Below are 26042 nucleotides of genomic sequence, written 5' to 3'. Positions count from 1 at the left end.
GGATTGCGGGCGGAGCGAGGAAACTCGCGGCGGGGCTGCAGGCCGTTGCGACGCTCAGAGCCGCGGATCAGATGTCGTGATCAAGCTCCTGGACGCTCCGACTTCGACCGGCGAGGTCTCTGTGACGATGCGGCGGTCCGACGGCGCCGTGGGCTATCTCAAGGGCGAGGTTCTTCAGACCATGGTCGATGCGCGCGGCCGAAACCTCGCTGCGCATGTGGACGCCGCGGTCGACGTCCTGCTCCAGGAAGCCGCAAGCAGGATCTTGGTGCTGGGGTTTGGCGGCGGGGCGGCCTCGACCCTGCTGCACCAGGCCGGGGCGAGCGTGGTCTCTGTCGATCGCGACCCCTGCGCAAAGCCGCTGGCCGAGCTTTTCTTTCGCGCGCCCCCCTGCCTGGAGGTCGTCGTCAGCGACGCAGCGGCCTATGTGGCGCGGGCGATGGCGGCCTCGTTCGACGGGATGTTCATCGACTTCCAGGAGTCCAGCGCGACGCCGGAGGCCTATCTCTCGGCGTCCTTCTGGCGCGCCGTCAGCCGGGTGTTGAAGCCGGGTTGCATGATGGTCGTCAACCTGACCGACTGGCTCTATGAGGGCCGCGACTGGGCGGACTTTCGACGGGCGCTGGGCCAGGGCGGCTTCGACGCCGTCGCGCTGAGCCACGAATATGGCGACGGCAACCGGATCTTGGTGTCGTCGACCTTGTCGCAATCGGTCAGCGAACTGGTGTCATGAGCTCGACCAAGGCGCGTTCTGCGTGGCTTGGTCTGAAGCGCGGGGCGCGGGGGCGTTGTCCCAACTGCGGCGAGGGAAGCCTCTTTCGCGCCTACCTGAAGATCCGCCCGTTCTGCGACATCTGTCGGCATGAGAACGGGCGCTATCCGGCCGACGACGCGCCGCCTTATTTCACCATCCTCATCGTCGGCCACCTCGTCGTCGCGCCGCTGCTGGCCTTCCGGGTGATCTGGACCCTGCCGACAGGACTGCTCTTGGCGATCCTGCTCCCGGCGCTGACCGCCCTCATCTTGCTCTTCCTGCCCATCGTCAAGGGCGCGGTGGTGGGCGTGCTTTGGGCGCTTGGCGCCCAACCAACATCCTGAGGACTTTGGCCATGCCCCTCCAAGATCGGCGCGCGCGCGACGAGCAGGAAGCCCTGGATTTCCACCGCTATCCGCAACCCGGCAAGATCGCGATCGCGGCGACCAAGCCCATGGCGACGCAACGTGATCTCAGTCTCGCCTATTCGCCGGGCGTCGCCGCGCCGGTGCGCAAGATCGCCGATAACCCGGACGCCGCCTACGACTACACCTCCAAGGGCAACCTGGTCGGCGTGATCTCCAACGGCACGGCGATCTTGGGTCTCGGCAACCTGGGCTCCCTGGCCTCGAAGCCGGTCATGGAGGGCAAGTCCGTTCTCTTCAAACGGTTCGCCGACCTCGACTCCTTCGACATCGAGGTCGCCACCAGCGACGCCGACGCGTTCATCGAGGTCGTGCGCCACATCGGCGCGACGTTCGGCGGCGTCAATCTCGAAGACATCTCGAGCCCAGACTGCTTCCGGATCGAGGCGGCGCTGCAGGACCTGCTCGACGTTCCAGTCTTCCACGACGACCAGCACGGGACCGCCATCATCTGCTCGGCCGGCTTGATCAACGCCTGCGAGGTCACCGGCCGCAAGATCGAGGATGTGCGTCTGGTTCTGTGCGGCGCGGGCGCGGCGGGCTTGGGGTCCATCACGCTGATGAAGGCGCTCGGCGTCCGAGCCGAGAACACCATCCTCGTCGACATCGATGGCGTCGTTTATCGCGGCCGACCGGTGGGAATGGACCAGTGGAAGGCGGTCCATGCGACCGACACGCCGCATCGAACCTTGGCGCAGGCGCTGGTGAACGCCGACGTCTTCATCGGCGTGTCGGCCAGGGGCGTGCTGACGAAGGACATGGTGGCGACGATGGCGCCCAATCCCATCATTTTCGCCATGGCCAATCCGGATCCGGAAATTACGCCCGAAGAGGTTCTGGAGGTGCGCCAGGACGCCATCATCGCCACCGGGCGGTCGGACTATCCGAACCAGGTGAACAACATCCTGGGGTTCCCCTACATCTTCCGCGGCGCGCTGGATGTTCAGGCCAGGTCGATCAATCACGAGATGAAGGTCGCCGCGGCCCAGGCGCTGGCCATGCTGGCCCGCGAAGATGTGCCCGACGAGGTGGCGATCGCCTGCCAGGGGCGTCAGCTCAAGTTTGGGCGCGACTACATCATTCCCTCGCCGTTCGATCCGCGCCTGATCTGGTTCGTTCCGCCGTTTGTGGCCGAAGCGGCGATGCGCAGCGGCGTGGCGCGTCGTCCGATCGCCGATATGAACGCCTATCGGGCTCAGCTTCGCCGCCGCCTCGACCCATCGGCGGGCTTCCTGCAGACCATCACGGACGCTGTCCGCTCAGCGCCAGGCAAGCGCGTCGTTTTCGCCGAGGGCGAGGAGCCGTCGGTCATTCGCGCAGCCTACGCTTTCGGCAGCCAGGGCCTTGGCGTTCCTGTCCTGCTCGGTCGTGAAAACCTGGTCCGGGCCAATGCGGAGGAGGCGGGGCTGGATGTCTCGGAGTTCGGGATCGAGATCGTCAACGCCCGGCTGTCGGATCGCAACGGCGCCTATGTGGATCACCTCTATGGGCGTCTCCAACGCAAGGGCTATCTCAAGCGCGACATCCAACGCCTGATCAATCTTGATCGAAACAGCTTCGCTGGCGCCATGGTCGCCTTGGGCGACGCTGATGCGATGGTCACCGGCGTCACCCGCAATTTTGACCAATGCCTCGAAGAGGTGTCGCGCGTCATGGACCCTGTTCGCGGCGGGCGGGTCTTGGGCCTTTCGGTGTTGCTGGCCAGGGGGCGAACCATCTTCGTCGCCGACACCTCCGTCAGTGAAACCCCCAGCGCCGAGGACCTGGTCGAAATCGCCTGCGAGGCGGCCGCGGCGGTGCGCAGGTTGGGGCACACGCCGCGGGTCGCATTTCTATCAAACGCCAGCTTCGGTCATCCCCATGGCGAGCAGCCGCAGAGTGCGCGAAGGGCGGTCGCACTTCTGGACGAACGCGGCGCGGACTTTGAATATGAGGGCGAAATGCCGCCGGACGTCGCGCTCGATCGGGCGCTATGGGAGAGCTATCGGTTTCAGCGTCTCAGTGAGCCGGCCAATGTGCTGATCATGCCCGCTGTCCACTCCGCCGCCGTTTCGACAAAGCTGGTTCAGGCGCTGGGCGAGGTTGCGGTTGTGGGGCCGATCCTCGTGGGGCTCTGCTGCCCCGTGCAGATCTGCGGGCTGGGAGACTCCGTTTCGCGCATCCTCACCATGGCGACCCTCGCGGCGTTCGAAGCCCAGTTCGTTGGCGCGCCGTAGGCACGCAGACAAATTTCGAACGCCCCCTTGCTGATGAACGATAGGTCGATGCGTATCTTCAAGCGCCGCTCATGGCGTCGCCGGCGATTGAACATGCTGACGATCCGCGGTTGGGTGGTCGTTGCAGCCATGTGCGGTCTGGCCGCCGCCGCTTTTCTGAGGCTGGGCGTACTGTAAATGGCCGCCCAGCAGGAGTGCGGGATGCTGCGGGGGGCCATCTTGCCGCTCGCTGGCACGCGGTTCAGGGGCTGGGAGCCGCGCATGCTTGGGCGTCTTGGCCGAGTGGTGTCGACGTCGCCGAGCTATGCGAACGTGACTGGTAGCCTCAGAAATATGAGGCCGGACGCTGTGGGCTCCGGCAAAGCGCCGCTACGTCGGCCTGGGCGCCCAACCGCCATGCCGCCCGTGCTCCAGGAGCGGGACGAGGGCGTGAAGCCGCCCATCCAAGGTCTCGGACACCGCCGGCTCACCGGTCGCTAGGCCTCGAGCGGTCTGTTGTCTTGCGCCGTCATTCTGATCGTTCCTTTGAAGGCCTCTCAGACAAACGCGGTCAAGGGCGGAGGGACTTGATCAATGTCATGACCGAGCAGCGTCTCGCGCCTCACTCTGCTCGACGAGACGAAGGCTCCGTCTTCTGGGCGGAGCCATGAGCGATGGAGATCTGCGTCATGACGTCAACAAGCCAGGCCTCGCACGCGCCCCGCCCGAGTGAGGCTCGGGCAATCCTGCTTCAGCTCAGCGGTCAGGTCCGGCACGCCCGCGAGGCGTTTTTCGCCTCGGCGACTCCAGAGACTGTCCATGCGTTGCGCGGGGCCTTGCGGCGCGCCGCCGACGGTGTCTGGCTTCTGCAGGCCGTGCTTCCTGCGCCGGATGTCGCCTGGCTTCGTCGCGAGCTGCGCTGGCAAGCGCGACGTCTCGGGAAGGTTCGTGATCTCGACGTCCTCTCGGAACGCCTCGTGGCCAAGCACCCCTATACGGGTGAGTTTCGGCCAGCCGACCTGTTGATCGCCAGCGCCCGGACGAGGCGCGATGCGACGGTCGAAATGGCGAAGGCCGAGCTCCTGTCGGCGAGAGCCGCGACGCTTGCTGACGGCCTCGAGCATGTGCTGCTGCGGGCGCTTGAGGCCGGGGAGGGGCGCCTCCCCTTCGACACTGTGATTGCGAACTGGTTGAGCCGGGCCGACGCGGCAATACGGGTTGGTGAGAAGCAGGTCATGGCGCTGGGGCGGCGAGGGCGTCACAAGCTGCGCGGCCACGTCAGAACGCTGCGATACAATTGCGAGGTCTGCAGCAGGGGCTCGCCCGCTGAGACCCAATACATCGCCGCGGTGATCGCGCTCCAAACCGCCCTGGGCGAGATGAATGACGACGCGGTCTGCGCCGGGCTCCGTAAGAACCTCACCCATTGTGGGGATCTGGACAAGGTTCCCGGCTTGCAGCCAAGCCTGCATCGGATTCATCGCCGCGAACTGAAGAGGGCTTGGCGCGCCCTTGACGCGCTGGCGCTTCCCGATTTCGCGCAAGCGCAACCTTCTGAGCCGCCGGGTAGTTCGCCGGCCTTGGTATCGGCAGCCCAGGCCTTGGCGTCAGAGCCCTGAAGTCGGCGGACTTGAGATCGAGCAGGACGCCCCGGTAAACGGCTTGCGGCGGCAGGGAGCGAGCCCCGGATTCGTCCGGAGGTGTTGATCTGCATCAAGACCGTCTGGTTCGCGAGCGCGCAGTCTTCTTGGCAGCATGGGAGCACGCTGATGAGCACCGGCCTCGCTGTCTTTGACACGACCGTCCAGGAGACCAACACCTGGCTGAAACTCATCGAACAGCGCTTGCCGCCCTGCGATCGAGGCGACGCCTATTCGGCCCTTCGGGGCGTGCTGCACGTGCTTCGCGATCACCTTCCGCAAGAGGCCGTTCTTAGCCTTTCGGCGCAGCTTCCAATGTTGGTGCGGGGTTTCGTCTTGGAAGGCTGGCGGCCCGCCGACAACGCACCCCGCATCCGCGACCCTGAAGCATTCATCGAGGCCGTTGGGCGGAAACTGCCCGATAGGTTCCCCCGCGAACCGATGGGGGCGGTCGAGGCGGTTTTTCAGGTGCTCGCTGAGCAGGTGGACCGTGACGAGGTCGACAAGATCGCCGGCCATCTGCCAGCGCCGCTTCGAACCTTGTGGCCTGCCCCCGGCGCGGCGAGCGCCTAGTCTGTTAGGCTCCGAGGCTCGCCTCGAGCGAGGATCATTGGAAGGGCCGTCAAATTCTCAGCGAGTCGATCCTAAGTTTGGCTGTCGCCCTGGGCGTAGGGCTCCTGATCGGCGCTGAGCGCGAGCGGCGCAAGCAGGGGAGGCCCTCGCCGACGGCTGCGGGCATTCGCACCTTCACTGTCGCGACCTTGGCCGGGGCGGTCGGTTTCATGACCGGCGGGGTCACCCTGCTGGCGATTGCGACGGCCGCCGTCGCGCTCCTTGCGACGCTAAGTTATTGGCGGACTCGAGGTGACGGAGACCCTGGCGTGACCACCGAGATCGCGCTGGTCTTGGCGGTGCTGGTCGGGGGCCTAGCCATCGCCCAGCCGATGGTGGCCGCCGCTGTGGGCGTGGTCGTCGCGGTCTTGCTGGCCGCGCGCACGCCTCTGCATCACTTCGTGAGCAACACGCTAACCGACGGTGAAGTTCGTGACGGGCTCATCCTCGCCGGCGCGAGCCTGGTGGTTCTGCCCTTGCTGCCGGATCGGGCCATGGGGCCCTATGATGCTTTGAACCCGCGCGCGATATGGCTGGTCGTTATTCTACTGCTTGGGATCAGCGCCGCTGGTCATGTGGCTATACGCACATTGGGGGTCCGCTTCGGTCTGCCGGTCGCAGGCTTGGCGGCCGGCTTCGTGTCGAGCAGCGCAGCCATAGGCGCCATGTCGGCGCGAGCCGCCAAGACACCAGGCGTTCTGCCGGGCGCCGTCGCCGGCGCTGTGCTCTCCACCATCGCGTCGATCGCGCTGATGGGGGTGGTGATCGCCGCCATCAGTATTCCCACGCTCCACGCTATGGCCTTGCCCCTGGTTTGCGCGGGACTTGCAGCCTTGGCCTACGGCGCGGCCTTCACAATTTTTGCGCTGCGTCAGCCACCTTCGGAGGAAAGCGTGGAGGCCGGGGAGGCCTTCAGCATCTCAAGCGCGCTGTTCTTCGCGCTACTCTTGTCGGGCATTCTGGTCGCGTCAGCGGCTCTGGCCGCGCTATTCGGCGAGGCGGGCGTCGTTGCTGGAGCGGCTGCAGCGGGCCTTGTCGACACCCATGCCGCGGCGGTCTCGATCGCTTCACTCGCGGCGTCGGGTCACCTTGAGCCGCGCAATGCGGTCATGCCAATCCTCGCGGGGCTCACCACCAACACCCTGACCAAGATCATCCTTGCGCTATCTGGCGGCCAGGCGGCGTTCGTTTGGCGGGTCGTTCCGGGTCTCGTGCTGGTCGTCGCCGCCGCCTGGCTTGGCGCGCTTCTTCAGGCCGCGACGGGAGGATAGGCGCCGCTAGGCCGGTCCTGACCAGCCAAGGCGATGCAGAGCTTCTCCGAGGACCGGGCGCAGGCTCGTATGTATGCGTTTCAACGCGAGTGCAGGCGCACTGTACGCAAAGGTGTCGATCTCAGGGAACGCCCTGCTCTTGTTGCTACGGCCTTTCAGCTCGAAGCTGTTGCTGTGCGCCGCCCCCAGGTCGAGATCGGCCTCCACCAGCCAGCAAAAGACGTGGCCGCGCCCTGGACGCTTGACGGGGGTGAGTTCGATCAGGTCGCCTTTGACCGAGAGGCCTGTCTCCTCTTGGAACTCACGTCTGGCGGCGGCCAAGGGCGCTTCGCCCGCTTCGATCCGCCCCTTGGGAAACGACCAAGCCTGCTCGTCCTTGCCACGCCAAAACGGGCCGCCAGGATGGACGAGCAGGAGTTCAAGGCCAGCGCCGCGGCGTCGGAAGACCAGAAGCCCGGCGCTGTCGGATGACGCGGTCATGATCGAGCCTTGCCTGCGCCGATCCTCATGTCCGCCCTCTGGGTGAGAGCGTGGCTGGGGTCAACGGGCGGTATAGCCGCCGTCGATCACCAGCTCCGAACCGGTTACGAACCTCGCCTCGTCCGACGCTAGGTATACGGCGCCCCAGGCGATGTCGTCCGGCTCGCCCATCCTGCCGAGCGGATGCAGAGCCGCGGTCGCCGCCCTGGCCGCGGCGAGGTCCCCTTGTGCGGCGAGGTGATGCTCGACCATCGGGGTCCAGATGAAGCCGGGATGAATCGAGTTCACGCGGATCTGGTCGGGGGCGTAGATGAGCGCGTCCGTCTTGGTCATCAAGCGCACAGCGCCCTTCGAGGCGTGATAGGGCGGTACATCCGGCGCGCTGACCAGTCCATAGATCGACGACAGATTGATGATGGCGCCGCCGCCCGCTCGGCGCAGGTGCGCGATGGCGTGTTTCGTCCCGAAGAAGACCCCCTTCACATTGATCGCCTGCACCCAGTCCCATTCGGCCTCGGTGATTTCATGGGTGGGTTTGTTGGCGCCGGCGACGCCGGCGTTGTTCACGACGATATCGACCCGGCCGAACGTCGCGGCGACCTCGGCCATGACCTTCTCGACCTCCCGCTCGACGGAGACGTCGCATCGCCAGTACGCCGCCCTCTGGTCGCCACCTGCCAGTTCGTTGGCGAGCGCGGCGCCCTCGCTGTCCAGAAGGTCGAGCAGCGCGATCTTCGCGCCTTCTTGGACCATTCTCCGGCAGATCGCTTGTCCGATCCCCAGCGCCGCGCCTGTGACGACAGCCACCTTGTCCGCAAGTCGTGGCATGATGTTCTCCGGTGATGTTGACGCCGTAGGCGCCGCAGGTCGGCGGGGCCTACGAACGAGAGCTAGAGGCCGATCGCGATGTGATCGTCGACCTTGGCCACTCCAGGAGCAGCCCAGGCTGCATGTTCAATGACGTCGCGCTCGAACCAGGCGCGGACCTTTCCGTCGAGCCTGACTGTGTCCCCCACCACGGTGACGACGATCTGGTTGGCTTCGATATCGGCTCGGCGCTCCAACGCCGCTTGGATCCGCTGCTTGATGTCGGAGGCTTGGGCATGAGGCTTCACCTGGATTTCGTTGAGCACGCCGCGAACGCCCTGTTGCGGACGCACGGCATGCTCGGCGGCGGCTCTTTGGAACTGCCAGTCGACCTTGCCCAGAAGGGTCACAAACCCGTTCTCGACCTTCACCTTGACCTGATCGGCGGGCACCTCGACGGTCCAGTCGAGGATGCTCGCCAGCCGGCTGGCGACGGCGTCGTCGCTATGAGCCGAAGGCGTAGGCTGCACCTGCAGATGCTCCACGAAGCCCCGCACGCCCTTCACCCGCTTGACCGCAGCCTCGGCGGCGACCTTCTGAGCGTAGTTTGGAACGTGGCCATTTAGCCCCACGATCCCGTCCTCGACGGTTATTCCGATGTCCGCGGCGTCGACGCTCGGCTCCCACTCGAGTTCGGCCTCGACCCGCGCCTTGAGTGCTTTGTCGTCCATGGCTTTCTCCAGAATGGGCGTGACAATCACGCCAAGGCGACCGTCTCAGACTTCGCGGTGGTCGGCTTTGACCCGGGTCAATTAGCGCTGGCCTGCCCACGCGATGGGTTGATTACGATCAAGGCCGCCCTGCCTGGAACGAGCAGACTGCCGACCGATCGAAGGAGTGTTTCATGAGCTTTCGCGACATCATCCTGGCGGTCGACGAGACCGATGCGTCGCGTGGGCGCTGCGCCTTGGCCGTCGATCTGGCGACGCGGTGGGAGTCGACCCTGACCGGCGTCTTCCTGCGTTCGCACTTCACCTATGATCTGTTCGCCGCCGAGGGGCTGGCCTATCTGCCTCGGCATGAAATCGAGGCGGTCATGACCGAGAGCGCCGCGGCGGTGAAGTTGGCGGCCGATGTCGCCGAGGAAACGCTGCGGCGCGCCGCTGAGCGGGCCGGGGCCTCATTCGAATGGCGGGTGATCGACGGCGACAGCGACGCAGCCCTTATCGCGGCGGCTCGCCGGGCTGATCTCTGCATCCTCCCGCCGCGCGTCGAGACCAGCCGGGGAGGGCGCAGCGTTTCGGCGGCCACACTCGGCTTGGCCAGCGGCGGGCCGACGCTGATTGTACCTGAGGAAGGCGAATGGCGCGGGATGCCCAAACGGGTGTTGATCGCTTGGAAGAACACGCGCGAGTCGGCCCGCGCCCTTCATGACGCCTGGCCGTTCTTGGATGCGGCCGAAGAGGTGACCGTGATGGTCGTTTCGCCCTCGGGCATGCACGGCGCGGACGGCTTCCTGGAGCGCCATATGGAGCGGCACGGCTGCAAGACCCAGGTCATTGTCGATCACAGCGATGATGTGTCGGTCGGCAAGGTGTTGCGTCGGCAGATCAAGGCGCTGAACGCCGATCTCCTGGTCATGGGCCTCTATGGACGATCCAGACTACGCGAAATGGTTCTGGGCGGGGTGAGCCGCGAGATGCTGGGCGAGCCGCCCGTTCCCCTGCTGACATCCCATTAGCGTCATGGCTGTTCGAGATATCTTGGTGGTGGTGGGCGGCGAACCGGCCTCAATGCGGCGGGTCCACCAGGTGATCGACCTGGCGGGCCGCCTGGGCGCTGGTGTTACAGGCGCTTTCCTGCGTCCGATGTTCCCGCTTTCGGATTACGGGGCGGGTGGCGCCTGGATGTCCCAGGGGCTGCTGCAGGAAGCCGTCGAGGCTCATGCGCTGGTGGTGGATCGCACCGAGGCCCGAGCCCAACGGGCGTTTCTGGCTGCGGCCGAGCTACAACATCTCGCCGCCGATTGGATCGTGTTGGACACCGTCCAACAGTTGGTCGAGCGCGCACGTCTCAGCGATCTGGTGGTCGTCCCGCCCGGCCCCTTGCCAGAGGGCGGGGAGGTGACGATCTCGGCAGGTCAACTTGGCCTAGCCTGCGGTGGGCCGCTCCTTGTCATACCCGACCACCTGGGCGAGATGAGCATCGGGCGCCGGGTCCTGGCCTGTTGGAATGGAAGCCGCGAGAGCGCGCGAGCCTGGCGCGACGCCTGGCCGTTCATCTTGGCGGCCGACCATGTCGCGGTGGCCGCGGTTCGATCGCGCCCGGATTTCGACGATGACGCGGCCCTGCGATTTCGGTTGTCGCGATGGGATCGCGAGGTTGAGGTGCTCTCTGAGCCCGCGCCCGGCGACCTGGCCTCCGACGTGCTGCGGCGCAAGGCGCGCGGTTGGGGCAGTGACCTGTTGGTCATGGGCCTCTATGGCCGCCCGCGGATATCCGAAACGGTCCTTGGCGGCGTCAGCCACGAGTTCCTGGCCGATCCGCCCTGCCCGCTGTTGATCTCACATTAGCGTTTAGGCCTAGGCCTGGCCGATTAAAGACCTGACCGTCGCAAAAAGGGTGTCGGACAGCAGGGGCTTCTCCACGACGGGAACGGCCATGGCCGCAGCTTGGGCCTGCAAGGCTGGCGATAGGTACGTGGTGATCAACACGGCCGGCGTCGTGATGTCCCGTCGGCGCAGCCGGGTGATCAGTTCCAGGCCTGTCTCGTCCGGCAGGCCCTGATCGACGATCAGACACGCTGCGCCGGAGTCTCCTGCTGCGTGCGCCAGGGCGCCGGCCGTGCTGAAAATTTGGACGTCGTAGCCTTCGATCTCGAGCGCAAAGCGCAGCGCGTTGAGAACGTCGCCGTCATCCTCAACAATGAGGAGGGGGCCAGTGATCGGCCTTGCAGGCATGAACATCCTCAATCGCCCAGAAGATGCCTACCTTTCGCGAGAAGCCGGACTGGCGCCTTGATCTGCCGCAAAAGTCAGAGGCCGGCCGCCAAGGCGATCCGCATCAGTTCGGAGAAGTTTCGCGCGCCGGTCTTTGACATGAGGTTGGCGCGATAGATCTCGACGGTGCGCGGACTGATCTCCAGGTCATGGGCGATGACCTTGTTCACCTTGCCCGCCACCACCCCCGCCAGGACGTCTCGTTCGCGCGGGGACAGGTTTTCCAGGCGTCGTTCAGCGTCCAGATGGGCGTCGCGTGGCTGACCGCGGCTCTGCAGGGCTTCGCCGATAGCGGCGATCAAAATCTCGTTGGCGAAGGGCTTTTCGATGAAATCTATGACGCCCGCCTTCATCGCCTCGACGGCCAAGGCGATGTCGCCATGCCCTGTCATGATGATCACTGGCGAGGTCACGCCGTCGGCCTTGAGCCTACGAACCAGATCGAGACCGGTCATGTCGGGCATCCGCACATCGGTGACAATGCAGTCCGCCGCACGGTCACCGATCGACGCCAGGAATGCGCCTGCAGACTCGTGCAGGCACGGCTCGAACCCTTGAACATCCAGCAGGAAGGCCAGGGAGTCCCTCATGGCCTCATCGTCATCGATGACGTGAATGATCGGTCTAGCGACCATCGGTCATCTCCAGGTCGGCGAGGGGAAGGGTGAAATGAAACGTGGCGCCGTCGTCGCGATTACGCTCGCCCCAGATCCGGCCACCATGCGCTTCTATGATGGTTCGGCAGATTGATAGTCCCACGCCCATGCCCTTCAGCTTGGTGCTGACGAACGGCTGAAACAGCCGATCCAGGATCTCGGGGGCGACGCCGGTCCCAGTATCGGCGACCGACACCAATATGAAGCCCTTTTCGCTCTCATCTGCGGCGACGGAGATCGCCAGTTCACGCCTCGGCCGCCCCTCCATGGCGTCGATCGCATTGCGGATCAAGTTGAGCGCCACCTGCTGCACTTGGATCTTGTCGACGATGACGGGCCCAACGTCGCGAGAGAAGCGAAGCGCCACCCGCACCCCTTGTTCCCGAGCTCCGACCAGGGCCAGCGCGCTGGCTTCCTCCATCAATCGAGCTGGGTTCTCCAGCGTGTGTTCGGTCTCGCCCTTGGCGACGAACTCACGCAACCGCTTGATGATGTCGCCGGCGCGCAGGGCCTGTTCGTACGCACGTTCGAGCGCGTCCCTCAACCGCGCCGCGTCCACATCAGCGGCGTCCAGCAACGTGACCGATCCCTTCATGTAGTTGGCGATGGCCGAGAGCGGTTGATTGAGTTCGTGAGCCAATGAGGACGCCATTTCGCCCATGGCCGTCAGCCGCGAGACGTGAACGAGCTCCGACTGCAGTTCCTGCATGCGACGTTCCTGGGCGCGGCGCTCGGTCAGGTCGCGGACGAAGCCGGTGAAAAAGCGGTCTTGGCCCACCCGCGCCTCGCCGACCGTCAGTTCCATCGGGAAGGTGGACCCGTCCTTGCGTTCACCCACGACGATGCGCCCGATGCCGATGATCCGGCGCTCGCCAGTGGTCTCATAGCGATGAAGATAGTCGTCGTGCTCCTCCCGGAACGGGGGCGGCATGAGCATGTTCACATTTCGCCCTACCGCTTCGGACGGCTCCCAACCGAACAACCGCACGGCCGCCGCGCTGAATGAGCGAATGAGGCCGCGATCATTGATGACGACCATGGCCTCGGGGACGGTGTCGAGAATGGACTGCAAATGGACCTCGCGAGTCCGCGCGTCCTGGCCTTGACGGCGCAGGCGATCGCCCACGAGGCCGATGATCGGCCCAAGCACCACGAAGATGGCCAGATCGATGGCGTTGTCCGGATTCCAGATGTCCTGGCTTAGGAAAGCGCCGCTGATCCCAAGGCAAAGCAGGGTGGCCAGCATGGCCGGCCGGGCGCCGCCGACCAACGCCGCGGCCAGGACCGCCGGCACATAGATGATCACCAGCGCGCGGTGCTCGAAATACGGCTCGAGGAGCAGCCTGACGACCAGGGCGATGGTCGCCCCGCCCAAGGCCGCAAGATATCCGAGCCTGACTGACCCGTCGCCGGTTTGTGGGCGCCATCGCGAGATCTGACGCCCAACCGGCACAGCAAAGCCTCTCTGTTTTTACAGTCGATTTGCGACCAGGGCGACGCGCCGATAGTGACGCAGCCGGAATGCAAAGAGAACTGTCGAATGTCGCCGTAGAAGACACCTGGCTGTCTCCTCTCGGCACCACCAGGATGAACGAACGGGACCTGGGTCGGTGTGAAGCCGCGCTGGTGCGGGCGAAGAGCGCCTCAAGGTCGGGGCGTCCCTGGATCGGCTATCGGGCCTGACGCAAGGCCTGCGAGCCGCGACCGGTCCGGCGGCTCGGCCTCTGCGGGTTTGGAGCCGCCGTGCACCTGCTCGCGCAATTGGCGATCGCCGAGGGGCAGGAGGTGTTCGCCTTCCCGCGCCCGGGCGATCGATCAGCTCAAGATCCGGCGCGGGGGGGCGGGATGCGTATGGGCCGGGAATTCCGGCGACCTTCGCCGGTCCCTCTGGACGGCGCGATGGGGGAGGGGACAGGAGGCGGACCGCCTTCAGCGTGTTGGGGCGCCGATCTTCATGACCGACGCCCATGGCGGCCTGTCAGTGGCTCAGCAGAATAAAGTAGCGCTCCTGCTCAAGAAGACTGCGCGTCACCCCGCCGAACGCCCACTCGCCGAGCCGGGTGTGGCCATAGCCCCCAGCCACGATGAGCTCGGCCCCGAGTTGGCCAGCCCGCGTCATGATCGCCTCATCGGCGCGGCCGGACGACTCCAGAACCTCGCCGCGGGCTCGCACGCCATGGCGGGCGAGGGCGGCCGCCACCTCCTCGATCCGGGCGGCCGCGGGGCTGGTGTCGGCGTCCTGCGAGACCTCTACGATGAGAACATCTTCCGAGCGCTGCAACAGGGGCAGGGCGTCGGTGATCGCGCGGCGGGATTCGCGACTGTCCTTCCACGCCACCAGGACCGGGCCCTTGCCGAGGTAGTCGTGGCCGGGCGGGCAAATCAGCACCGGACGTCCGGCGCTGACGACGAGTTGGCCGACCTCGACATCGCTATAGGGGATGGGGCGACCAGGGCCGCCGTGCCGCACGATGATCAGGTCCGCGCTACGCGCCGCCTGGGCCAAGGCCGGCGTGGGCTCCAGCCATTGGGTGCGCCATTCGTGGCTCCGTGCGCCTATCGCCTCCTCGAAGACTTTTTGGGAGCCGGCGAGGTTCAATCTGATCTGCTCGCCCATCAGGGCCAGCCATTCTCCGTCGAGGCCGGCATAGGCCCCTCCCGCGCTGACGGCGAGGGGCGGGATCGCCGCGGCGCCCAGGCCAATGACCATGGCGTTCAGATCGTCGGAAAGGCTCGCAGCGCACCGGACGTGTTCGGCGTGATCGGCATCGGGCTGCACGTGGCAGAGCAGGCTCTTGTAGGTCATGATTGACCTCCATCTTGAGGAAGACGTGTCCCTAGGCGGTGACCAGACGAGCCAGACCCGAGGGCTGAATCACGCGGAAGGACCGGCAGCCGACGAACTCCACGATGCCGCCGGACTGGAGTTGGCTGAGCATGCGGGAGACGGTTTCGATGGTCAGGCCGAGATAGTCGGCCATGTCCTGGCGGCTCATGACCAGGGTGGTGAGGTCGCCCCGGACCCGTTCAGCGGCGAGCATCAGGAAGCTGGCCACCTTTTCGCAGGCGCTCTTACGCCCAAGCATGAAGAGGTGCTCTTGAGTGCGTGCGAGTTCGTGCGTTGTCGCCGCCCAGATGAGCTTCTCAAGCCGCTCGCGTTCGTCGCCGCAGTGACGGACGGCCGAGCGCTTGGCCACGAGGATCGTGCAGTCGCTGAGCGCCTCCGCCGAGAAGCGATGTTCGTCGCCGGCTTCCATCCCGAACAGCTCCTCGGGGTAATAGAAGTCGCCGATCTGGCGGCGACCGTCGCTCAGCAGCCGGCTGGTGCGCACCGAACCTTCGATCACCTGGTAGATGAGGTCGGCCTCTTCTTCCTGGGCGTAGATCTCTTCCCCGGCGGCGAACTGCATGCGCACGCCGATCGCACCGAACGCACCTGTCGGGTTCATCCGAGACGCGGTGGTCTCACTGAGGACTTGGGCGGTCATCGGTCGTCTCCTGTCGATGACCGGAAGTGTTAAGCAGCGTTAGCGACCGCCGATATTCGTGATCGGTGCTTAAGGCGGTTTACTTAAGTAGGTTTACGGAGGCCGGGCCGCATGTTGGCGAAAGCATGGGTGAGCGTCGCCTCGACCTGGCTCAGCATGTCGGCGCCAGCTTCTTCAGTCAGGTTGGAGAGGATCGACCCGAAATGTCGGTGGCCCTGAACCGAGAGGCCGCAGACTCCTGCCAGATGGAGATCGAAGACCGCCATCAACGCCTTCAAGGCGCCGGTCGAGTTGACCCAGTGTTCCGGCGCGCCCGAGGTGGAGAAGCTGGTCAGGCGCTTGCCCACGAGGAGGGGCTCAGTTCCGCCAAAGGCCGGCCCATACCCGAACCCCATGCCGAAGACCCGATCGACATAGCCTTTCAAGATCGCTGGCGGGGCGTTGAACCAAAATGGGTAGACGAAGATGAAGCTGTCGATGTCGGCCAGGAGCGCGCGTTCGGCGACGACATCCGGCTCGGGGGCGAAGCCAAGATCGTTCGGCAGTTCACCAGCCTTCAGGCAGGGATCGAACCCCAGCTCATAGAGATTTCGCAGGAGGACCTGATCACCCAGCGAGGTGAGATTTTCGACGCAGGTCTTGGCTATGGAAGCGCAGAAACTCGCCGGCTTGGGATGAGCCAGAATGACAGCGTGTCTCATGATGAGCACCTTGAGTTTGCCGAGGTTCGGGGCTCACAAGGCTAGGCGTAGGCGCGGCGGCCCGCTTTGACGTGGATCATCGCCGCCGGGGTGTGAGAATTGATCGGGGTCAAGATGACCGCTCGTTGATCGTGGTTCTTGGATCGTGAATTCACGGAGCAGTCAGATGCGCAAAGCCATCACCCAGCAAATCTCCCATGACGCTGAAGACATCTATGAGGACGTCGCGCGGGGCCTGAAGAGAATGGCCGAGCATCTGTCACAGGATCCAGGCGACGCCTTGTCCGCGAGTGCGATCGCGCTTGTCCACTCGGCGAGCGATCTGGCTGACCAGGCAAGGACGCGGTCGCGGCGCCTGGCGGGGAAGGCCGGCGAGGAAATCAAGGATCACCCCGCCGCCGTCGCCGCGATCATCGCAGCCGCGGTCGCGCTCATTGGCTTTGGGCTCGCCCGGCGCACCGGCCAATCCTAGTTCGCGAGCGCGTTGCGCTCTCGAAAGGCGTTTCCAATGCGGAAAGCTCCCTATCCAATCGCCGTTCCCTACTGGCCGTTCGCCCCTGTGTGGTGGACGGATCACTGCGCGCGCGACAGGGCGGCGTTCTGGAGCAGCGTGGCGATCGCCAGCGATCCGATGGAGGTCGCGCAGGCGCAGCGCGGACTAGCCCGCGATCTGCGGCGCCATAGCCTGACGATATGGGCCGAGTTCGCCCTGGCCCCCATGCGGGTCTGGGGCCAGGTGGCCGATGACCAATCTACAAGGAGCTCGTCATGAAAATGCGTGCGAGGCGCGTGGCGCTGGGGGCGGTTGGCGTTGCGGTTCTTGCCGCCATCCTCTTGGCGGGAGCTAGCGGATGTCAGGCGCCGGGCTGGCTGAAACCCCCCTTCCATGAGCCGTCCATGGCGCCGCCCTAGCCTAGATCAACGTCAGGACGCGGCGTGACTGCGCAGGACAAATTCCTCTTAAGTCAGGAGGTTGGGGCCATGAATGAAGTCACTTGGATTGTCACGGCCGATGGTCGCCAAGCCCATGTTCACGAAGAGCGGCGGCGGGGCGGGCCCCTGCAGCGCCTCGGTGAGCGAGGGCTTCAAGCTGAAGACAGCGAGCAACCCAACAACCGTCAGCGCGCCACTGTCCACAATCGGTTCGGGTTCGGTCGTCATGGCGCTGGTGATGAAGATGTCGCCGAGCTCGCAGAAGCGCGGTTCCTTGAACGCGTCTCGGAGGCGCTGGAGCTCTGGGCCAAGGCCGGACTCTTCGATCGGCTGGTCGTCATGGCGCCGCCGCGCGCCTTGGGCCTGTTGCGCGGCGCGTTGAAGTCGCCCGCAGTCGAATGTCTTGAACTGACCGAAAATCATGATCGCGTGACGCTCGAAGGTGAAGCTCTGCGCCGTCATCTGCGGACCCTTCGCGGTCAATGACGCAGCAACAAACCTACGACGATGGAGAGAGCTGGATGGGGCCCAAGCTGACCTTTCATGGCGCGGCCGGCTGCGTAACGGGATTCTGCGCCCGGCTCGACACCGGCTCGGCGAGCCTGCTGATCGATTGCGGAATGTTCCAAGGTTCCAAGACGCTGAAGGCCTTGAACTACGATCCGCTCCCCTTCGAAGCCGCCGACATCGACGCCGTGCTCCTGACCCATGCGCATATCGACCACTCGGGCCTGCTGCCAAAGCTGATGAAGGCCGGGTACGAGGGGCCGATCTATGCGACCGCGGGCACGCGCGACCTCTGCGCGGTGATGCTGCCGGACGCGGGCGGCATCCAGGAAAGCGAGGTGCGCCATCTCAACCGGCGCAATCAACGGCGTGGCCGGCCCCCGGTCGAACCGATCTATACGGCCCGAGACGCGGTCCGGACCCTCGAGCTCTTCGAACGGGTCAAGCTGTCGGAGCCTACCCCGATCGTTCCGGGCGTCAGCGCGACCTACTGGGAGGCCGGACACATCCTGGGTTCGGCCTCCATCGAGCTACGGGTCGAGACCCCCGAAGGGCCGGTCACCCTGCTGTTCTCAGGCGACCTTGGTCCCGGCGGGCGCGACTATTCCCCAGATCCTGAGGGTCCGCAGGGCGTCGATCACCTCATCGTTGAGTCGACCTATGGGGATCGCCGACGTCCGATGATCGAGCCGGTCACCCGGCGGCGGATCCTCGCCGAGGAGATGACCGCAGCGCACGCCGCCGGTGGTCCGCTGCTTATCCCGGCTTTCGCGGTGGAGCGTTCCCAGGAATTGCTCGCCGACATCCTCACCATCATGGCCGACGGTCAGGCCCCGGAGGCCGACATCTTCCTGGACTCGCCTCTGGCGATCGAGGCGACGGAGGTCTTTCGCCATCGCGGCTGGAATCGGGCGACCGGGGTCAATCCTTTCGAAGGCCTGTACGCTCGAGATCGGCTCAAATTTCTCCGCGCTCCGGGAGAAAGCGACGCGCTGGAACGCCTCTCTGGGTGGCATATCATCCTGGCGGGAAGCGGCATGTGCGACGCCGGCCGGGTGCGCAAACATCTGAAGCGGCTTTTGTGGCGCAAGCAGGCCACCGTGCTGCTGGCCGGGTATCAGGCGGTCGGGACGCTCGGGCGGTTCCTGCAGGACGGCGCGGCGCGCGTCCGTATTCAGGGTGACGACGTCCGGGTCCAGGCCCGAATCCGTTCGCTGGACGTCTACTCCGGACACGCTGACGCAGACGGGCTGGTCGACTGGGTCAAGGCGCGCCAGCCGGTGCGCGGGGGCACCTTCCTCGCCCATGGCGAGCCGGAAGCGTTGCAAGGCCTCCAGGAGCGTCTGGTCGCCGCGGGCCTAGATGCGGCGAGCCTCAACATACCTGCGCTCGACCAGGCCTTTGAACTACGCGGAACTGCGATCAGTCGCGACGCGAACGTCGCCCCGCGCCTCCCGGCGCAGGCCGTGGCCTCGCTCGACTGGCACAATGAACGCGCAGCGCTCCTGCTCGAGCTCGATACCCTGCTGGAAGGCGCCCGGTCTGACGCCGCCCGCACCGCGATCCTCAAACGCGCGCGCACCGCGATGGAGGAGATCGAGGCGAGGCACCATCCCGCCCGCCGGCTACGCCGCTCCGGCTCGCGGTGAGGGCGGCCGCAAACGGCCGACTTGAGCCTGATCAAGGCGAGGACGACGCCTGAGGTCATGATTTGGGCGTCGGCCCACCCTCGGCGGGTCGTTCTCTGGAGGCGTCGAGCATGCCACGGGTTCGCAAGCTGCTATTCCTGATCACCTCCAAAGGCCGCGCGCGCCTCGTTCAATACCGCGCCGGCGAAGACCGGTTCGTGACGACGTGGCGGTGCGGGGAGCGCGCAAACGGACGCAACGCCCCCCACGTCCAGAATGACCTCGTCCACGAAATCATCCGCCAAGCAGACAGGGAGATCGCCGACGATGATCTCGAAGGCCTCTTCATTATTGCGCCGGCCAGCGAGATTGAGGAGCTTCGTGAGCATCTGGAACGCGGCCTGATCGTGGTCGGCGGCGTTGCCGATGATCGCATCGATCCATCCGACGGCGAGCTTGGTGATATCCTTGTTCAAGCCCTTCAAGCGCCAACGCCCGAACGATGATTGCGGCGGACACCGCCTGAGATCTCCTCAGAACCACCCGGCCGAATCGAGGTCATGCCCATGAAGGCCAAGTCAAACGCCAGCGTTCGCACCAAGCCCGGCCCGCGACATCCATCGCCCCGGCGGGCTTCAGCCCTTCGGGCGTGGTCGGGGGCGATGATGGTGATCGCCGGATCTGCGGCGATCTGCGGCCTGGTGTGGATCGGCGACAGCCATGATCGGCTCGCGCAGCGCTTGATGTTCGATCTGGGGCTCGCGGTGACAGGGCTGATCTCTGCAGGCGCGCAGGTGATCATTCTGATTGGGGCTTGGTTGATGTGGCGGTCCTGGCACCCGCGGTGATCGGCAAGCCAATCGGTCGGGCGAACCACCGCGCGACGAGCCGGCTTAGGGGGTTCGATCAAGATTGAATGGGCTGGACGTGTTCGATCCGCCAATCCTCGACGGCCCGCACCAGGTCGCGCCGACCAGGTGGGACGGCGTAGTCGATGACGGAGATGAGCGATGGCCGCACTTCCATCACCGCGACCAGCACTGAACTCGGGTGAGGTCGAAAGCCCGCCACTTTCGACAGGCGGAAGATCGCCTGATTGATCTCCTTGATATGGGCGGGATCGCTGACCTCAATGGCCCGCGCCGCCATGGACAATCCGCGCACGCCTCCGTCCGCGCCTAACCCGCCGCCAAGCGCTACTGAGACCCGCGAGTCCTGAGTGATGTTGGCGAATTTCTGGCTTTCGCGCGCGACGATGAAATAGAGCGCCCGGCCAAGGCGAAGGTAGTTGACCAGTGTCGCGTGCGGCCACCCGTCGCTTCGGACGGTGGCGACGCACATGACGTGGTTCTCATCAATGATCTCAAGAATGAGGTCGCGTAGGCCCGCCTCGTCAAGTGGGGCGGCGCTGGCGGGATGCTCTCGCTTCGTCGTGGGCATTCCATTCTCCATCAGACAGGCCGGCTGATCCTTTGGGCCATAACCCCCACCGACTTGGCCTACTTATCAACGACTGACGGGCGCCGACGGTTCGCCGACGCCGCGGATTCGATCGACGTGCTACTTCTTCTCGGCCTGTTGTTTCGTCGGTTTTGCTTCGAGCGCGGCGAGGGCCCGTTTAGCGGCGGCGGCGGCATCTTGAGCGGCGGTTCGAGTCGCTTGCAGCGCCTTCTGGGTGGCGGCGCGGTCGTTCGCCGCCGCGGCTGCGGCGGCCTCGCCGGCGTCTCGCGCGGCTGCTCGGGCGGCCTCGGCGGAGCGTTCAAACAGCGCGCGGTTTTCCGACGACGCCTCGCGAAAAGCGATTTGGACGTCCCCTGCCGCAGTCCTCGCCGCCTCGGAGGCGTGTTGCGCCGCTTCACGGGAGGTCTCGGCGGTCTTGCGTGAGCGGTCACGTAACGCCGCCTCGGCCTTCGCAACGGCTGCATCGGCGGCGCGCACGGAGGCGCGTGCGCTTTCAAGCGCGCGCGCGCCCTGCGCTCGGGCTTGATCATCCAGAGAGAACGCGTTGCCCGCAGCGTGATCGGCAGGCTTGGTCGGCGGAACTTCAGCCGCAGCTGTCGTCGCTATCGCGAAGGTTAGGGCTGAGCTTATCAGGACCTGGCGCAGGGTCATCGGTCGTCTCCCTTGGGATTGAGCCGCCATCTTCGAAGACGTTGGGCGGCCCGCCTTGCGCGCGATCAAATTCAATCGGCGGGCGAGCCATCGGCGCAGCTCACATTCCGTGCGGGATGGCCGCATGGAGCAAGCGCCGGACAGGGCCTTGATGGCGATCCAGATCGACCGCGTCGCCTATCGCGCAGGATCATACGGCAAGATCTTGGTTCGAAGCCGTGGCGACGAAACGCGCGGCTTGACGGTCGAGATCGCCGATGACCGACCTGGCCTGCCGCCTGGATTCGATCCTGAAGGCGAGGGCGGACTGCGATTGCGGTTGATGCGGGCGCTGAGCCAGCAACTTGGAGCCCGACTGGAAAGAAATCCTGGCGCGCTCATTCGGCTGACGCTTCGGCTGGGAATGGCGTAGGGCGTCCAAACAGATGGCCGAGCCGCATTGCAGGACGCGCAAAAACTCAGGGCGCCAGGGACGGGGCTTGGCTTCTCGTCGCCGCCGCATTTGACGTGCGGGCGACCGGGGCGAGTTGGCCGGGCAGTCGGGCCTGTCTCGGCGGTCCGCGGCCATCAACCCCGTGCCAGATCTGGGCGCGAATGGCGCTCGGCGTGGGGCCATAGATCCAGACTTCGTCGGTCAGATCGGGAACGCCAAGCCTGGGGGCCCCTTCGCCGCCCATCCCATGACAGCTGGCGCATTGCTGCGAGAAAAGGGGAATGGCGCGTATGACGGCGGCCTCATCGGTTTCACGCCTTGAGAGCGCCAGGACATACTGGGTGAGGTCCTCGATTTGCATCGAGTTCAGAACCTGCGCATCTCCGAAGTTCGGCATTCGGGCGGGCCAAGACCATGAACTGCGCGCCCCGACGAGGGCGGCCGAAGCGCCGTAGGCGAAGGCGCCGGACAGGAGCCCTATCATCAGGCCAAAGAAGATACGTCTCAGGGCCAGCCTCCCAGGTATTTTTCAACCTGCCACGACATTCATCATCTGCATTGATCGGCATCAAGGCGAGCGCTGAAGTTCAGGCTATCGCTGCAGTTGGACGCGTTCCGGCTCGCGATGATAGGGCTGTTTTCCGGGGGGGCCTGGATCACAACCGCGTCCAGGGCGCGGTTGTCGCCTTCGGAGCCGTCGCGCGCGATCTTGAGGGCCTGAAGATGGGCCCTGCGCGTGCAGTGGCGGGGGGAACTATGGCAGGAACGATCGTATGAGCCGCCTGGGCCGACATACTGAACGCCATCTCGTTTCGCGTATCGGCTGGCTGAGGGCCGCGGTGCTTGGCGCCAATGACGGTTTGGTCTCGACCGCCAGCTTGATCGTCGGTGTGGCGGCGGCGGCGGCGAAGCCGAGCGACATCCTGGTGGCCGGCGTTGCGGGGTTGGTGGCCGGCGCCATGTCCATGGCGGCGGGCGAGTATGTCTCCGTCAGCTCACAGGCGGACACAGAGCAGGCCGATCTCGCGCGCGAGACCGCCGAGTTGCAGGCAGATGACCGAGCCGAACACCGCGAGCTCGCGGGCATCTATGTTCAACGCGGGGTCGACGCCGAGACGGCCGCCAAGGTGGCGACCCAGCTCATGATCAAGGACGCGCTAGGCGCCCATGCCCGCGACGAACTTGGCATTTCGACGACCACCGCGGCCCGGCCGATCCAGGCCGCGCTGACCTCAGCGCTGACCTTCACCACGGGAGCGGTCATGCCCCTGGCGGTGGCGGCGATCACGCCCTCTCGATGGACGGTCCCAGCTGTCGCGGCGGCCTCGCTGATCTTCCTCGCGAGTCTTGGTCTCATAGGCGCCAAGGCCGGCGGCGCCGGCGTCTGGCGCGCCGCGGCGCGGGTGACGTTCTGGGGGGCGTTGGCCATGGTCGTAACCGCCGGGATCGGCCGTCTCGTCGGCGTGGCGGTCTAGGTTCGAGCTGAGGCCTGCCCGGTCCTCGCGGGCGCCGCTAAAGGCGGGACTGGCCCAGACGGCTGACGACTTCGGTGCGGTTGCGCGCGCCAGTGGCGCTGAGGATCGCTTGCACGTGGAGTTTCACCGTGGCGATGGAGATACCGAGCATCTTGGCTATCTCCTTGTTTGTTTGCCCCTGAGTCAGGTGGCTCAGAACCTCCCGTTGTCGCTGGGAGAGTTGGCGGAACAGGATTGGTGCGCCCTCCGCCGAAGCCTCCTCAAAACAGGGGAAATACTCGCCGCCCGCCAAGACGAGTTTCAGGATCGCGATCATCAGCGGTCGCTCGGACGTTTCGGGCAATAGGCCGTTGAAGCCGGCGGCATAGGCCAGGCGAGCCAAGCTCAGGTCACGCTCGGGAACCACCAGGACGCGGTGGCGCGCTTTCGGAGCCCCGTCGATCCAGGTCTTGGGATTTTCCGACGGCGGCAAATCAAGCAGCAGCAAGTCCGGCGTCTGGGCGGCGAGCTCGGGGATACTGGAGGCGACGTCGATGGTGTCCGCTTGCAGTTCCTCCGCCACCAGGGCGGCCAGGGCGGCCCTGTTGAGGGGCTGCCGACAGACAATCGCGACACGCAAAGGCAAGGGGTCCCCACTCAACCGTTAAAGGCCGCATGGCTCGTAGGGTCTTTCGGTCGCTCCGTCATCTAGCCAACCGGCTAACTGACTACCGAAGTTATCCAGAAAGGTCCTGCCAGGCCGATGGCCGGATGGCTCAGCGAGCAGGGCGTTATCTAGCCATCAGTACGATTTTAATCGCCGCCGCCGGCCCCAAGCTCCTTGGGAGGAATGATTCGGGGAGCCGCAATGAAAGAACAGTCTCGTTCGGGCGAAGCGGCCGCTGCATTGTTGGCGCAGCTGCTGGCCGACGCTCCGGCCGGCGACCTCTTGGGACTAAGCTTCTCGTTGCTGGTTCTCGACTTCGACGCCGACCTGCGTTGCGTTTCCTGGGGAGGCGTCGCGCGGGAGGGTCGCGGTGCAAACACATACGAGCATGCCCGGCCTCATCTTCTGGACCTCTTCAGCCGGGCCGACCGGGAAGTCGTTCGACCGCTTGTCGATGACGCGCTCGCCGGGCGTCCGGGCATGATCAAGCTGGAGGCTGCGAACGCACGGCTGGTCCGGATTTCGCTGCTGCCCAGATGGATCGGGGCGGGTCGGGTCGGGGTCGTCCTGACATTGCAGGACGTCACCACCCGGCGCGACGGGTTAGAGCGCCTCAGGACGCTGGAAGATCGCCTGCGGGCCATTCTGGCTCACGCTGCCGACGCCATCATCGTAATCGACGTCGAAGGCGTCATGGAAGGCGCGAACGCGGCCGCCGAGAGCCTGACCGGGTGGACGGAGGCCGAGTTGGTCGGACGCCCGATCCAGACCCTGATGGACGAGCCGTATCGCAGCTCTCACCAGGGACAGATCGAGCGCTATCTGAGCCACGGCGTGAGCGGCATCCTCAACGTGGGACCGCGCCCGCTGCCGCTGCTGCACCGGGATGGGGGGACGGTGCCCATCGAGCTCTCGGTGGGCGAGGCGGTCATCGCCGGCGAACGGAAATTCATCGGCGTATGTCGCGATATCTCGGTGCGGCTTCAGAAAGACGAGGCCTTGCGCGCCGCCAACGCCGAGCTGCGAGGCAAGATCGCCGAACTCGAGGCGCTCCACGATGGACTGGAGCGGCAAGCGCAGGCGCTCCAGGACCTGGCCCTCGTCGCTCAGAGCGCACGGGCGATCGCCGAGACGGCCAATCTCGCCAAGTCCCGATTCCTGGCCACCATGAGCCATGAATTGCGGACGCCGCTGAACGGCGTGCTCGCGGTGGCCGACGCGTTGTCACGGCGCAATCTCGCCGACGACAATCTGGAGCTGGTGAAAATCATTCAGTCATCCGGCCAGGGCCTGCTCTCGATCCTGAACGAGGTGCTGGATCTGGCCAGAGTGGAGGCTGGCGCGCTGTTACTGGATCCACGCCCGTTCTCACCCGCCCAGACCGCGGCCGACGTCGCCGATGTCTGGCGCTTTGCGGCGCAAGCCAAGGGGGTGCGCCTCAAGGTGCGGGTCTCGCGCCTCCCGACCGCCCTGGTCGGCGACGCCCAGCGGTTGCGGCAAATCCTGTCGAACCTTCTGAGCAACGCTCTCAAGTTCACCGATCAAGGGGCGGTCGCGCTCACCCTGCGGTGGAAGCCTACGAGCGGAGAACTTAGGTTCGAGGTGATCGACAGCGGTCCGGGCATTGACGAGGCGTTGCGGGAGCGGCTGTTCGATCCGTTCGTCCAGGCTGATGTTGGAACGACGCGGCGGTACGGCGGAACTGGGCTTGGCCTGACGATCTGCCGCGAACTGGTCACGCTGATGGGCGGCCGTATCTGGGTGGAGAACGCCAAGCCTGGCGGAGCCCAGATCGTCTGCGAGCTGCCGTTCGAGATCGCAGACGTCGATGGCCTGCAGTCTCCGGCGAGCGCAACTGAAATGCCGCCTCGCCACGAGGGGGCACCGCTCATCCTGGTGGCCGAGGATCATCCGCTCAACCGAACGGTGGCCGCGATCGTGCTGGATGAAGCTGGATTGGCCCATGAGTTCGCCGAGGACGGGGAGGCGGCTCTGGAAGCCGTGCGGACCGGACGTTTCGATCTGGTCCTAATGGATGTCCACATGCCGAAGATGGACGGCCTGGCGGCCTCTCGTGCGATTCGGGCGCTGCCCGGACGGGCGGGCGCGGTGGCGATCATCGCCGTCACAGCCAACGCCGCGGCCGAAGAGATCACCGCCTGCCGGGCGGCCGGCATGGACGATTTCGTGCCCAAGCCGATCCGCGCCTCAGAGCTGCTGCAAAAGATAGCTCAGCACTTGGAGCTGGGAGCACCGCCTTCGGGGGAAGCCGCCGCCTGA

General features: G+C 65.6%; 30 protein-coding genes. 16 read left to right on the top strand and 14 right to left on the bottom strand.

All coding sequences use genetic code 11. The annotated features are described in order from the left end of the window. Nucleotides 1–76: 76 nt before the first annotated feature. From ASE02_RS01155 to ASE02_RS01125, 7 genes are all read left to right on the top strand, one after another. Nucleotides 77–733: a methyltransferase domain-containing protein gene (locus ASE02_RS01155; RefSeq protein ID WP_056730322.1), complete on the top strand. Its 657-nt coding sequence runs from the start codon at nucleotides 77–79 to the stop codon at nucleotides 731–733. Further along, a complete protein-coding gene (locus tag ASE02_RS01150; protein ID WP_056730320.1) occupies nucleotides 730–1098 on the top strand; it encodes a DUF983 domain-containing protein in 369 nt (122 codons plus the stop codon). The genes ASE02_RS01155 and ASE02_RS01150 overlap by 4 nt, the downstream gene beginning before the upstream one ends. An 11-nt stretch (nucleotides 1099–1109) precedes the next feature. Beyond that, entirely contained in the window at nucleotides 1110–3395 is a 2286-nt protein-coding gene (locus ASE02_RS01145; protein WP_056730318.1) for an NADP-dependent malic enzyme, read from the top strand. Nucleotides 3396–3443: 48 nt separating this feature from the next. Continuing rightward, a complete protein-coding gene (locus ASE02_RS23125) occupies nucleotides 3444–3572 on the top strand; it encodes a hypothetical protein (RefSeq protein WP_255354001.1) in 129 nt (42 codons plus the stop codon). Nucleotides 3573–4048: 476 nt separating this feature from the next. Beyond that, a complete protein-coding gene (locus ASE02_RS01135) occupies nucleotides 4049–4993 on the top strand; it encodes a CHAD domain-containing protein (protein WP_056730315.1) in 945 nt (314 codons plus the stop codon). 150 nt (nucleotides 4994–5143) lie between these two features. After that, nucleotides 5144–5587, top strand: a complete 444-nt coding sequence (locus tag ASE02_RS01130) for a DUF2267 domain-containing protein (protein WP_056730464.1) — start codon at nucleotides 5144–5146, stop codon at nucleotides 5585–5587. A 77-nt stretch (nucleotides 5588–5664) separates the two neighbouring features. After that, on the top strand, nucleotides 5665–6897 hold the full coding sequence (locus tag ASE02_RS01125; RefSeq protein WP_200957579.1) for a DUF4010 domain-containing protein: 1233 nt from the start codon (nucleotides 5665–5667) through the stop codon (nucleotides 6895–6897). 6 nt (nucleotides 6898–6903) lie between these two features. On the opposite strand, the gene ASE02_RS21890 is transcribed toward ASE02_RS01125, so the two are convergent. The 3 genes from ASE02_RS21890 to ASE02_RS01110 all read right to left on the bottom strand — a co-directional run bounded on the left by ASE02_RS21890 (nucleotide 6904) and on the right by ASE02_RS01110 (nucleotide 8915). After that, nucleotides 6904–7377, bottom strand: a complete 474-nt coding sequence (locus tag ASE02_RS21890) for an NUDIX domain-containing protein (protein WP_082601791.1) — start codon at nucleotides 7375–7377, stop codon at nucleotides 6904–6906. Between the two features lie 60 nt (nucleotides 7378–7437). Continuing rightward, nucleotides 7438–8205 carry an SDR family NAD(P)-dependent oxidoreductase gene (locus ASE02_RS01115; RefSeq protein ID WP_056730310.1) on the bottom strand — a complete coding sequence of 256 codons (768 nt, stop codon included), beginning with the start codon at nucleotides 8203–8205 and terminating at the stop codon, nucleotides 7438–7440. Nucleotides 8206–8267: 62 nt separating this feature from the next. Then, nucleotides 8268–8915, bottom strand: coding sequence for a BON domain-containing protein (locus tag ASE02_RS01110; protein WP_056730309.1), 648 nt, complete (start codon nucleotides 8913–8915; stop codon nucleotides 8268–8270). Nucleotides 8916–9088: 173 nt separating this feature from the next. Between ASE02_RS01110 and ASE02_RS01105 the strand changes: the two genes are divergently transcribed. Together ASE02_RS01105 and ASE02_RS01100 are read left to right on the top strand one after the other, a co-directional pair. Beyond that, complete coding sequence (locus ASE02_RS01105) at nucleotides 9089–9925, top strand: universal stress protein (protein WP_056730307.1); 837 nt, start codon at nucleotides 9089–9091, stop codon at nucleotides 9923–9925. 70 nt (nucleotides 9926–9995) lie between these two features. After that, nucleotides 9996–10757: a universal stress protein gene (locus ASE02_RS01100; protein ID WP_156405870.1), complete on the top strand. Its 762-nt coding sequence runs from the start codon at nucleotides 9996–9998 to the stop codon at nucleotides 10755–10757. A gap of 9 nt (nucleotides 10758–10766) precedes the next feature. Here the strand turns inward: ASE02_RS01100 and ASE02_RS01095 are convergent, their stop codons facing one another. The 6 genes from ASE02_RS01095 to ASE02_RS01070 all read right to left on the bottom strand — a co-directional run bounded on the left by ASE02_RS01095 (nucleotide 10767) and on the right by ASE02_RS01070 (nucleotide 16028). Further along, entirely contained in the window at nucleotides 10767–11150 is a 384-nt protein-coding gene (locus tag ASE02_RS01095) for a response regulator (protein WP_056730304.1), read from the bottom strand. A gap of 68 nt (nucleotides 11151–11218) precedes the next feature. Further along, the gene (fixJ, locus tag ASE02_RS01090) at nucleotides 11219–11818 is read right to left on the bottom strand and encodes a response regulator FixJ (RefSeq protein ID WP_056730302.1); all 600 of its coding nucleotides are present in this window, start codon (nucleotides 11816–11818) and stop codon (nucleotides 11219–11221) included. Continuing rightward, on the bottom strand, nucleotides 11808–13292 hold the full coding sequence (locus ASE02_RS01085; protein ID WP_156405869.1) for a PAS domain S-box protein: 1485 nt from the start codon (nucleotides 13290–13292) through the stop codon (nucleotides 11808–11810). Before ASE02_RS01085 ends, fixJ begins: the two co-directional genes overlap by 11 nt. A gap of 525 nt (nucleotides 13293–13817) precedes the next feature. Beyond that, entirely contained in the window at nucleotides 13818–14645 is an 828-nt protein-coding gene (locus ASE02_RS01080; protein WP_056730298.1) for a universal stress protein, read from the bottom strand. A 31-nt stretch (nucleotides 14646–14676) separates the two neighbouring features. Next, on the bottom strand, nucleotides 14677–15327 hold the full coding sequence (locus ASE02_RS01075) for a helix-turn-helix domain-containing protein (protein ID WP_056730296.1): 651 nt from the start codon (nucleotides 15325–15327) through the stop codon (nucleotides 14677–14679). A gap of 83 nt (nucleotides 15328–15410) precedes the next feature. Further along, nucleotides 15411–16028 carry an NAD(P)H-dependent oxidoreductase gene (locus ASE02_RS01070; RefSeq protein ID WP_056730462.1) on the bottom strand — a complete coding sequence of 206 codons (618 nt, stop codon included), beginning with the start codon at nucleotides 16026–16028 and terminating at the stop codon, nucleotides 15411–15413. A gap of 166 nt (nucleotides 16029–16194) precedes the next feature. On the opposite strand from ASE02_RS01070, the gene ASE02_RS01065 reads away from it, so the two are divergent. The 3 genes from ASE02_RS01065 (at nucleotide 16195) to ASE02_RS01050 (ending at nucleotide 19117) form a co-directional block, all read left to right on the top strand. Beyond that, nucleotides 16195–16500: a hypothetical protein gene (locus ASE02_RS01065; RefSeq protein ID WP_056730294.1), complete on the top strand. Its 306-nt coding sequence runs from the start codon at nucleotides 16195–16197 to the stop codon at nucleotides 16498–16500. Nucleotides 16501–17009: 509 nt separating this feature from the next. Beyond that, nucleotides 17010–17447, top strand: a complete 438-nt coding sequence (locus ASE02_RS23250; protein WP_082601790.1) for a host attachment protein — start codon at nucleotides 17010–17012, stop codon at nucleotides 17445–17447. Continuing rightward, complete coding sequence (locus ASE02_RS01050; RefSeq protein WP_369818501.1) at nucleotides 17444–19117, top strand: MBL fold metallo-hydrolase RNA specificity domain-containing protein; 1674 nt, start codon at nucleotides 17444–17446, stop codon at nucleotides 19115–19117. Before ASE02_RS23250 ends, ASE02_RS01050 begins: the two co-directional genes overlap by 4 nt. Nucleotides 19118–19248: 131 nt before the next feature. Here ASE02_RS01050 and ASE02_RS01045 read toward each other — a convergent pair whose 3' ends face one another. Beyond that, nucleotides 19249–19572, bottom strand: a complete 324-nt coding sequence (locus tag ASE02_RS01045; RefSeq protein ID WP_156405868.1) for a hypothetical protein — start codon at nucleotides 19570–19572, stop codon at nucleotides 19249–19251. A gap of 186 nt (nucleotides 19573–19758) precedes the next feature. Here ASE02_RS01045 and ASE02_RS01040 point away from each other — a divergent pair, with 186 nt between their 5' ends. Then, nucleotides 19759–19944 carry a hypothetical protein gene (locus ASE02_RS01040; protein ID WP_056730287.1) on the top strand — a complete coding sequence of 62 codons (186 nt, stop codon included), beginning with the start codon at nucleotides 19759–19761 and terminating at the stop codon, nucleotides 19942–19944. Nucleotides 19945–20002: 58 nt separating this feature from the next. On the opposite strand, the gene ASE02_RS01035 is transcribed toward ASE02_RS01040, so the two are convergent. Both ASE02_RS01035 and ASE02_RS01030 read right to left on the bottom strand, forming a co-directional pair. Beyond that, nucleotides 20003–20536 (bottom strand): pyridoxamine 5'-phosphate oxidase family protein, encoded by a 534-nt coding sequence (locus ASE02_RS01035; RefSeq protein WP_056730285.1) that lies wholly within the window; start codon nucleotides 20534–20536, stop codon nucleotides 20003–20005. Nucleotides 20537–20656: 120 nt separating this feature from the next. Beyond that, entirely contained in the window at nucleotides 20657–21208 is a 552-nt protein-coding gene (locus ASE02_RS01030; protein WP_056730283.1) for a hypothetical protein, read from the bottom strand. 124 nt (nucleotides 21209–21332) lie between these two features. Between ASE02_RS01030 and ASE02_RS01025 the strand changes: the two genes are divergently transcribed. Further along, nucleotides 21333–21620 carry a hypothetical protein gene (locus tag ASE02_RS01025; protein ID WP_156405867.1) on the top strand — a complete coding sequence of 96 codons (288 nt, stop codon included), beginning with the start codon at nucleotides 21333–21335 and terminating at the stop codon, nucleotides 21618–21620. Between the two features lie 46 nt (nucleotides 21621–21666). On the opposite strand, the gene ASE02_RS23245 is transcribed toward ASE02_RS01025, so the two are convergent. Beyond that, nucleotides 21667–22002: a c-type cytochrome gene (locus ASE02_RS23245; protein WP_369818504.1), complete on the bottom strand. Its 336-nt coding sequence runs from the start codon at nucleotides 22000–22002 to the stop codon at nucleotides 21667–21669. A gap of 412 nt (nucleotides 22003–22414) precedes the next feature. On the opposite strand from ASE02_RS23245, the gene ASE02_RS01015 reads away from it, so the two are divergent. After that, nucleotides 22415–23116: a VIT family protein gene (locus ASE02_RS01015; protein WP_056730278.1), complete on the top strand. Its 702-nt coding sequence runs from the start codon at nucleotides 22415–22417 to the stop codon at nucleotides 23114–23116. 37 nt (nucleotides 23117–23153) lie between these two features. Here ASE02_RS01015 and ASE02_RS01010 read toward each other — a convergent pair whose 3' ends face one another. Beyond that, nucleotides 23154–23741, bottom strand: coding sequence for a response regulator transcription factor (locus tag ASE02_RS01010; protein ID WP_156405866.1), 588 nt, complete (start codon nucleotides 23739–23741; stop codon nucleotides 23154–23156). A 264-nt stretch (nucleotides 23742–24005) separates the two neighbouring features. Here ASE02_RS01010 and ASE02_RS01005 point away from each other — a divergent pair, with 264 nt between their 5' ends. After that, complete coding sequence (locus ASE02_RS01005; RefSeq protein WP_056730274.1) at nucleotides 24006–26042, top strand: PAS domain-containing hybrid sensor histidine kinase/response regulator; 2037 nt, start codon at nucleotides 24006–24008, stop codon at nucleotides 26040–26042.

The sequence above is a fragment of the Phenylobacterium sp. Root700 genome (genome assembly GCF_001429025.1).
Taxonomy (GTDB): Bacteria; Pseudomonadota; Alphaproteobacteria; order Caulobacterales; family Caulobacteraceae; genus Phenylobacterium.
This window is presented reverse-complemented; position numbering and strand designations above follow the sequence as displayed.

Coding starts and splice junctions, on each gene's coding strand:
- ASE02_RS23250 (WP_082601790.1), top strand. CDS start 17,010: ATGAATGAAGTCACTTGGATTGTCACGGCCGATGGTCGCCAAGCCCAT.
- ASE02_RS01095 (WP_056730304.1), bottom strand. CDS start 11,150: ATGTTCATGCCTGCAAGGCCGATCACTGGCCCCCTCCTCATTGTTGAG.
- ASE02_RS01105 (WP_056730307.1), top strand. CDS start 9,089: ATGAGCTTTCGCGACATCATCCTGGCGGTCGACGAGACCGATGCGTCG.
- ASE02_RS23245 (WP_369818504.1), bottom strand. CDS start 22,002: ATGCAAATCGAGGACCTCACCCAGTATGTCCTGGCGCTCTCAAGGCGT.
- ASE02_RS01035 (WP_056730285.1), bottom strand. CDS start 20,536: ATGCCCACGACGAAGCGAGAGCATCCCGCCAGCGCCGCCCCACTTGAC.
- ASE02_RS01150 (WP_056730320.1), top strand. CDS start 730: ATGAGCTCGACCAAGGCGCGTTCTGCGTGGCTTGGTCTGAAGCGCGGG.
- ASE02_RS01110 (WP_056730309.1), bottom strand. CDS start 8,915: ATGGACGACAAAGCACTCAAGGCGCGGGTCGAGGCCGAACTCGAGTGG.
- ASE02_RS01115 (WP_056730310.1), bottom strand. CDS start 8,205: ATGCCACGACTTGCGGACAAGGTGGCTGTCGTCACAGGCGCGGCGCTG.
- ASE02_RS01050 (WP_369818501.1), top strand. CDS start 17,444: ATGACGCAGCAACAAACCTACGACGATGGAGAGAGCTGGATGGGGCCC.
- ASE02_RS21890 (WP_082601791.1), bottom strand. CDS start 7,377: ATGACCGCGTCATCCGACAGCGCCGGGCTTCTGGTCTTCCGACGCCGC.
- ASE02_RS01065 (WP_056730294.1), top strand. CDS start 16,195: ATGCGCAAAGCCATCACCCAGCAAATCTCCCATGACGCTGAAGACATC.
- fixJ (WP_056730302.1), bottom strand. CDS start 11,818: ATGGTCGCTAGACCGATCATTCACGTCATCGATGACGATGAGGCCATG.
- ASE02_RS01135 (WP_056730315.1), top strand. CDS start 4,049: ATGGAGATCTGCGTCATGACGTCAACAAGCCAGGCCTCGCACGCGCCC.
- ASE02_RS01080 (WP_056730298.1), bottom strand. CDS start 14,645: ATGACCTACAAGAGCCTGCTCTGCCACGTGCAGCCCGATGCCGATCAC.
- ASE02_RS01145 (WP_056730318.1), top strand. CDS start 1,110: ATGCCCCTCCAAGATCGGCGCGCGCGCGACGAGCAGGAAGCCCTGGAT.
- ASE02_RS01025 (WP_156405867.1), top strand. CDS start 21,333: ATGGAGCAAGCGCCGGACAGGGCCTTGATGGCGATCCAGATCGACCGC.
- ASE02_RS01040 (WP_056730287.1), top strand. CDS start 19,759: ATGATGGTGATCGCCGGATCTGCGGCGATCTGCGGCCTGGTGTGGATC.
- ASE02_RS23125 (WP_255354001.1), top strand. CDS start 3,444: ATGCGTATCTTCAAGCGCCGCTCATGGCGTCGCCGGCGATTGAACATG.
- ASE02_RS01075 (WP_056730296.1), bottom strand. CDS start 15,327: ATGACCGCCCAAGTCCTCAGTGAGACCACCGCGTCTCGGATGAACCCG.
- ASE02_RS01030 (WP_056730283.1), bottom strand. CDS start 21,208: ATGACCCTGCGCCAGGTCCTGATAAGCTCAGCCCTAACCTTCGCGATA.
- ASE02_RS01130 (WP_056730464.1), top strand. CDS start 5,144: ATGAGCACCGGCCTCGCTGTCTTTGACACGACCGTCCAGGAGACCAAC.
- ASE02_RS01015 (WP_056730278.1), top strand. CDS start 22,415: ATGAGCCGCCTGGGCCGACATACTGAACGCCATCTCGTTTCGCGTATC.
- ASE02_RS01070 (WP_056730462.1), bottom strand. CDS start 16,028: ATGAGACACGCTGTCATTCTGGCTCATCCCAAGCCGGCGAGTTTCTGC.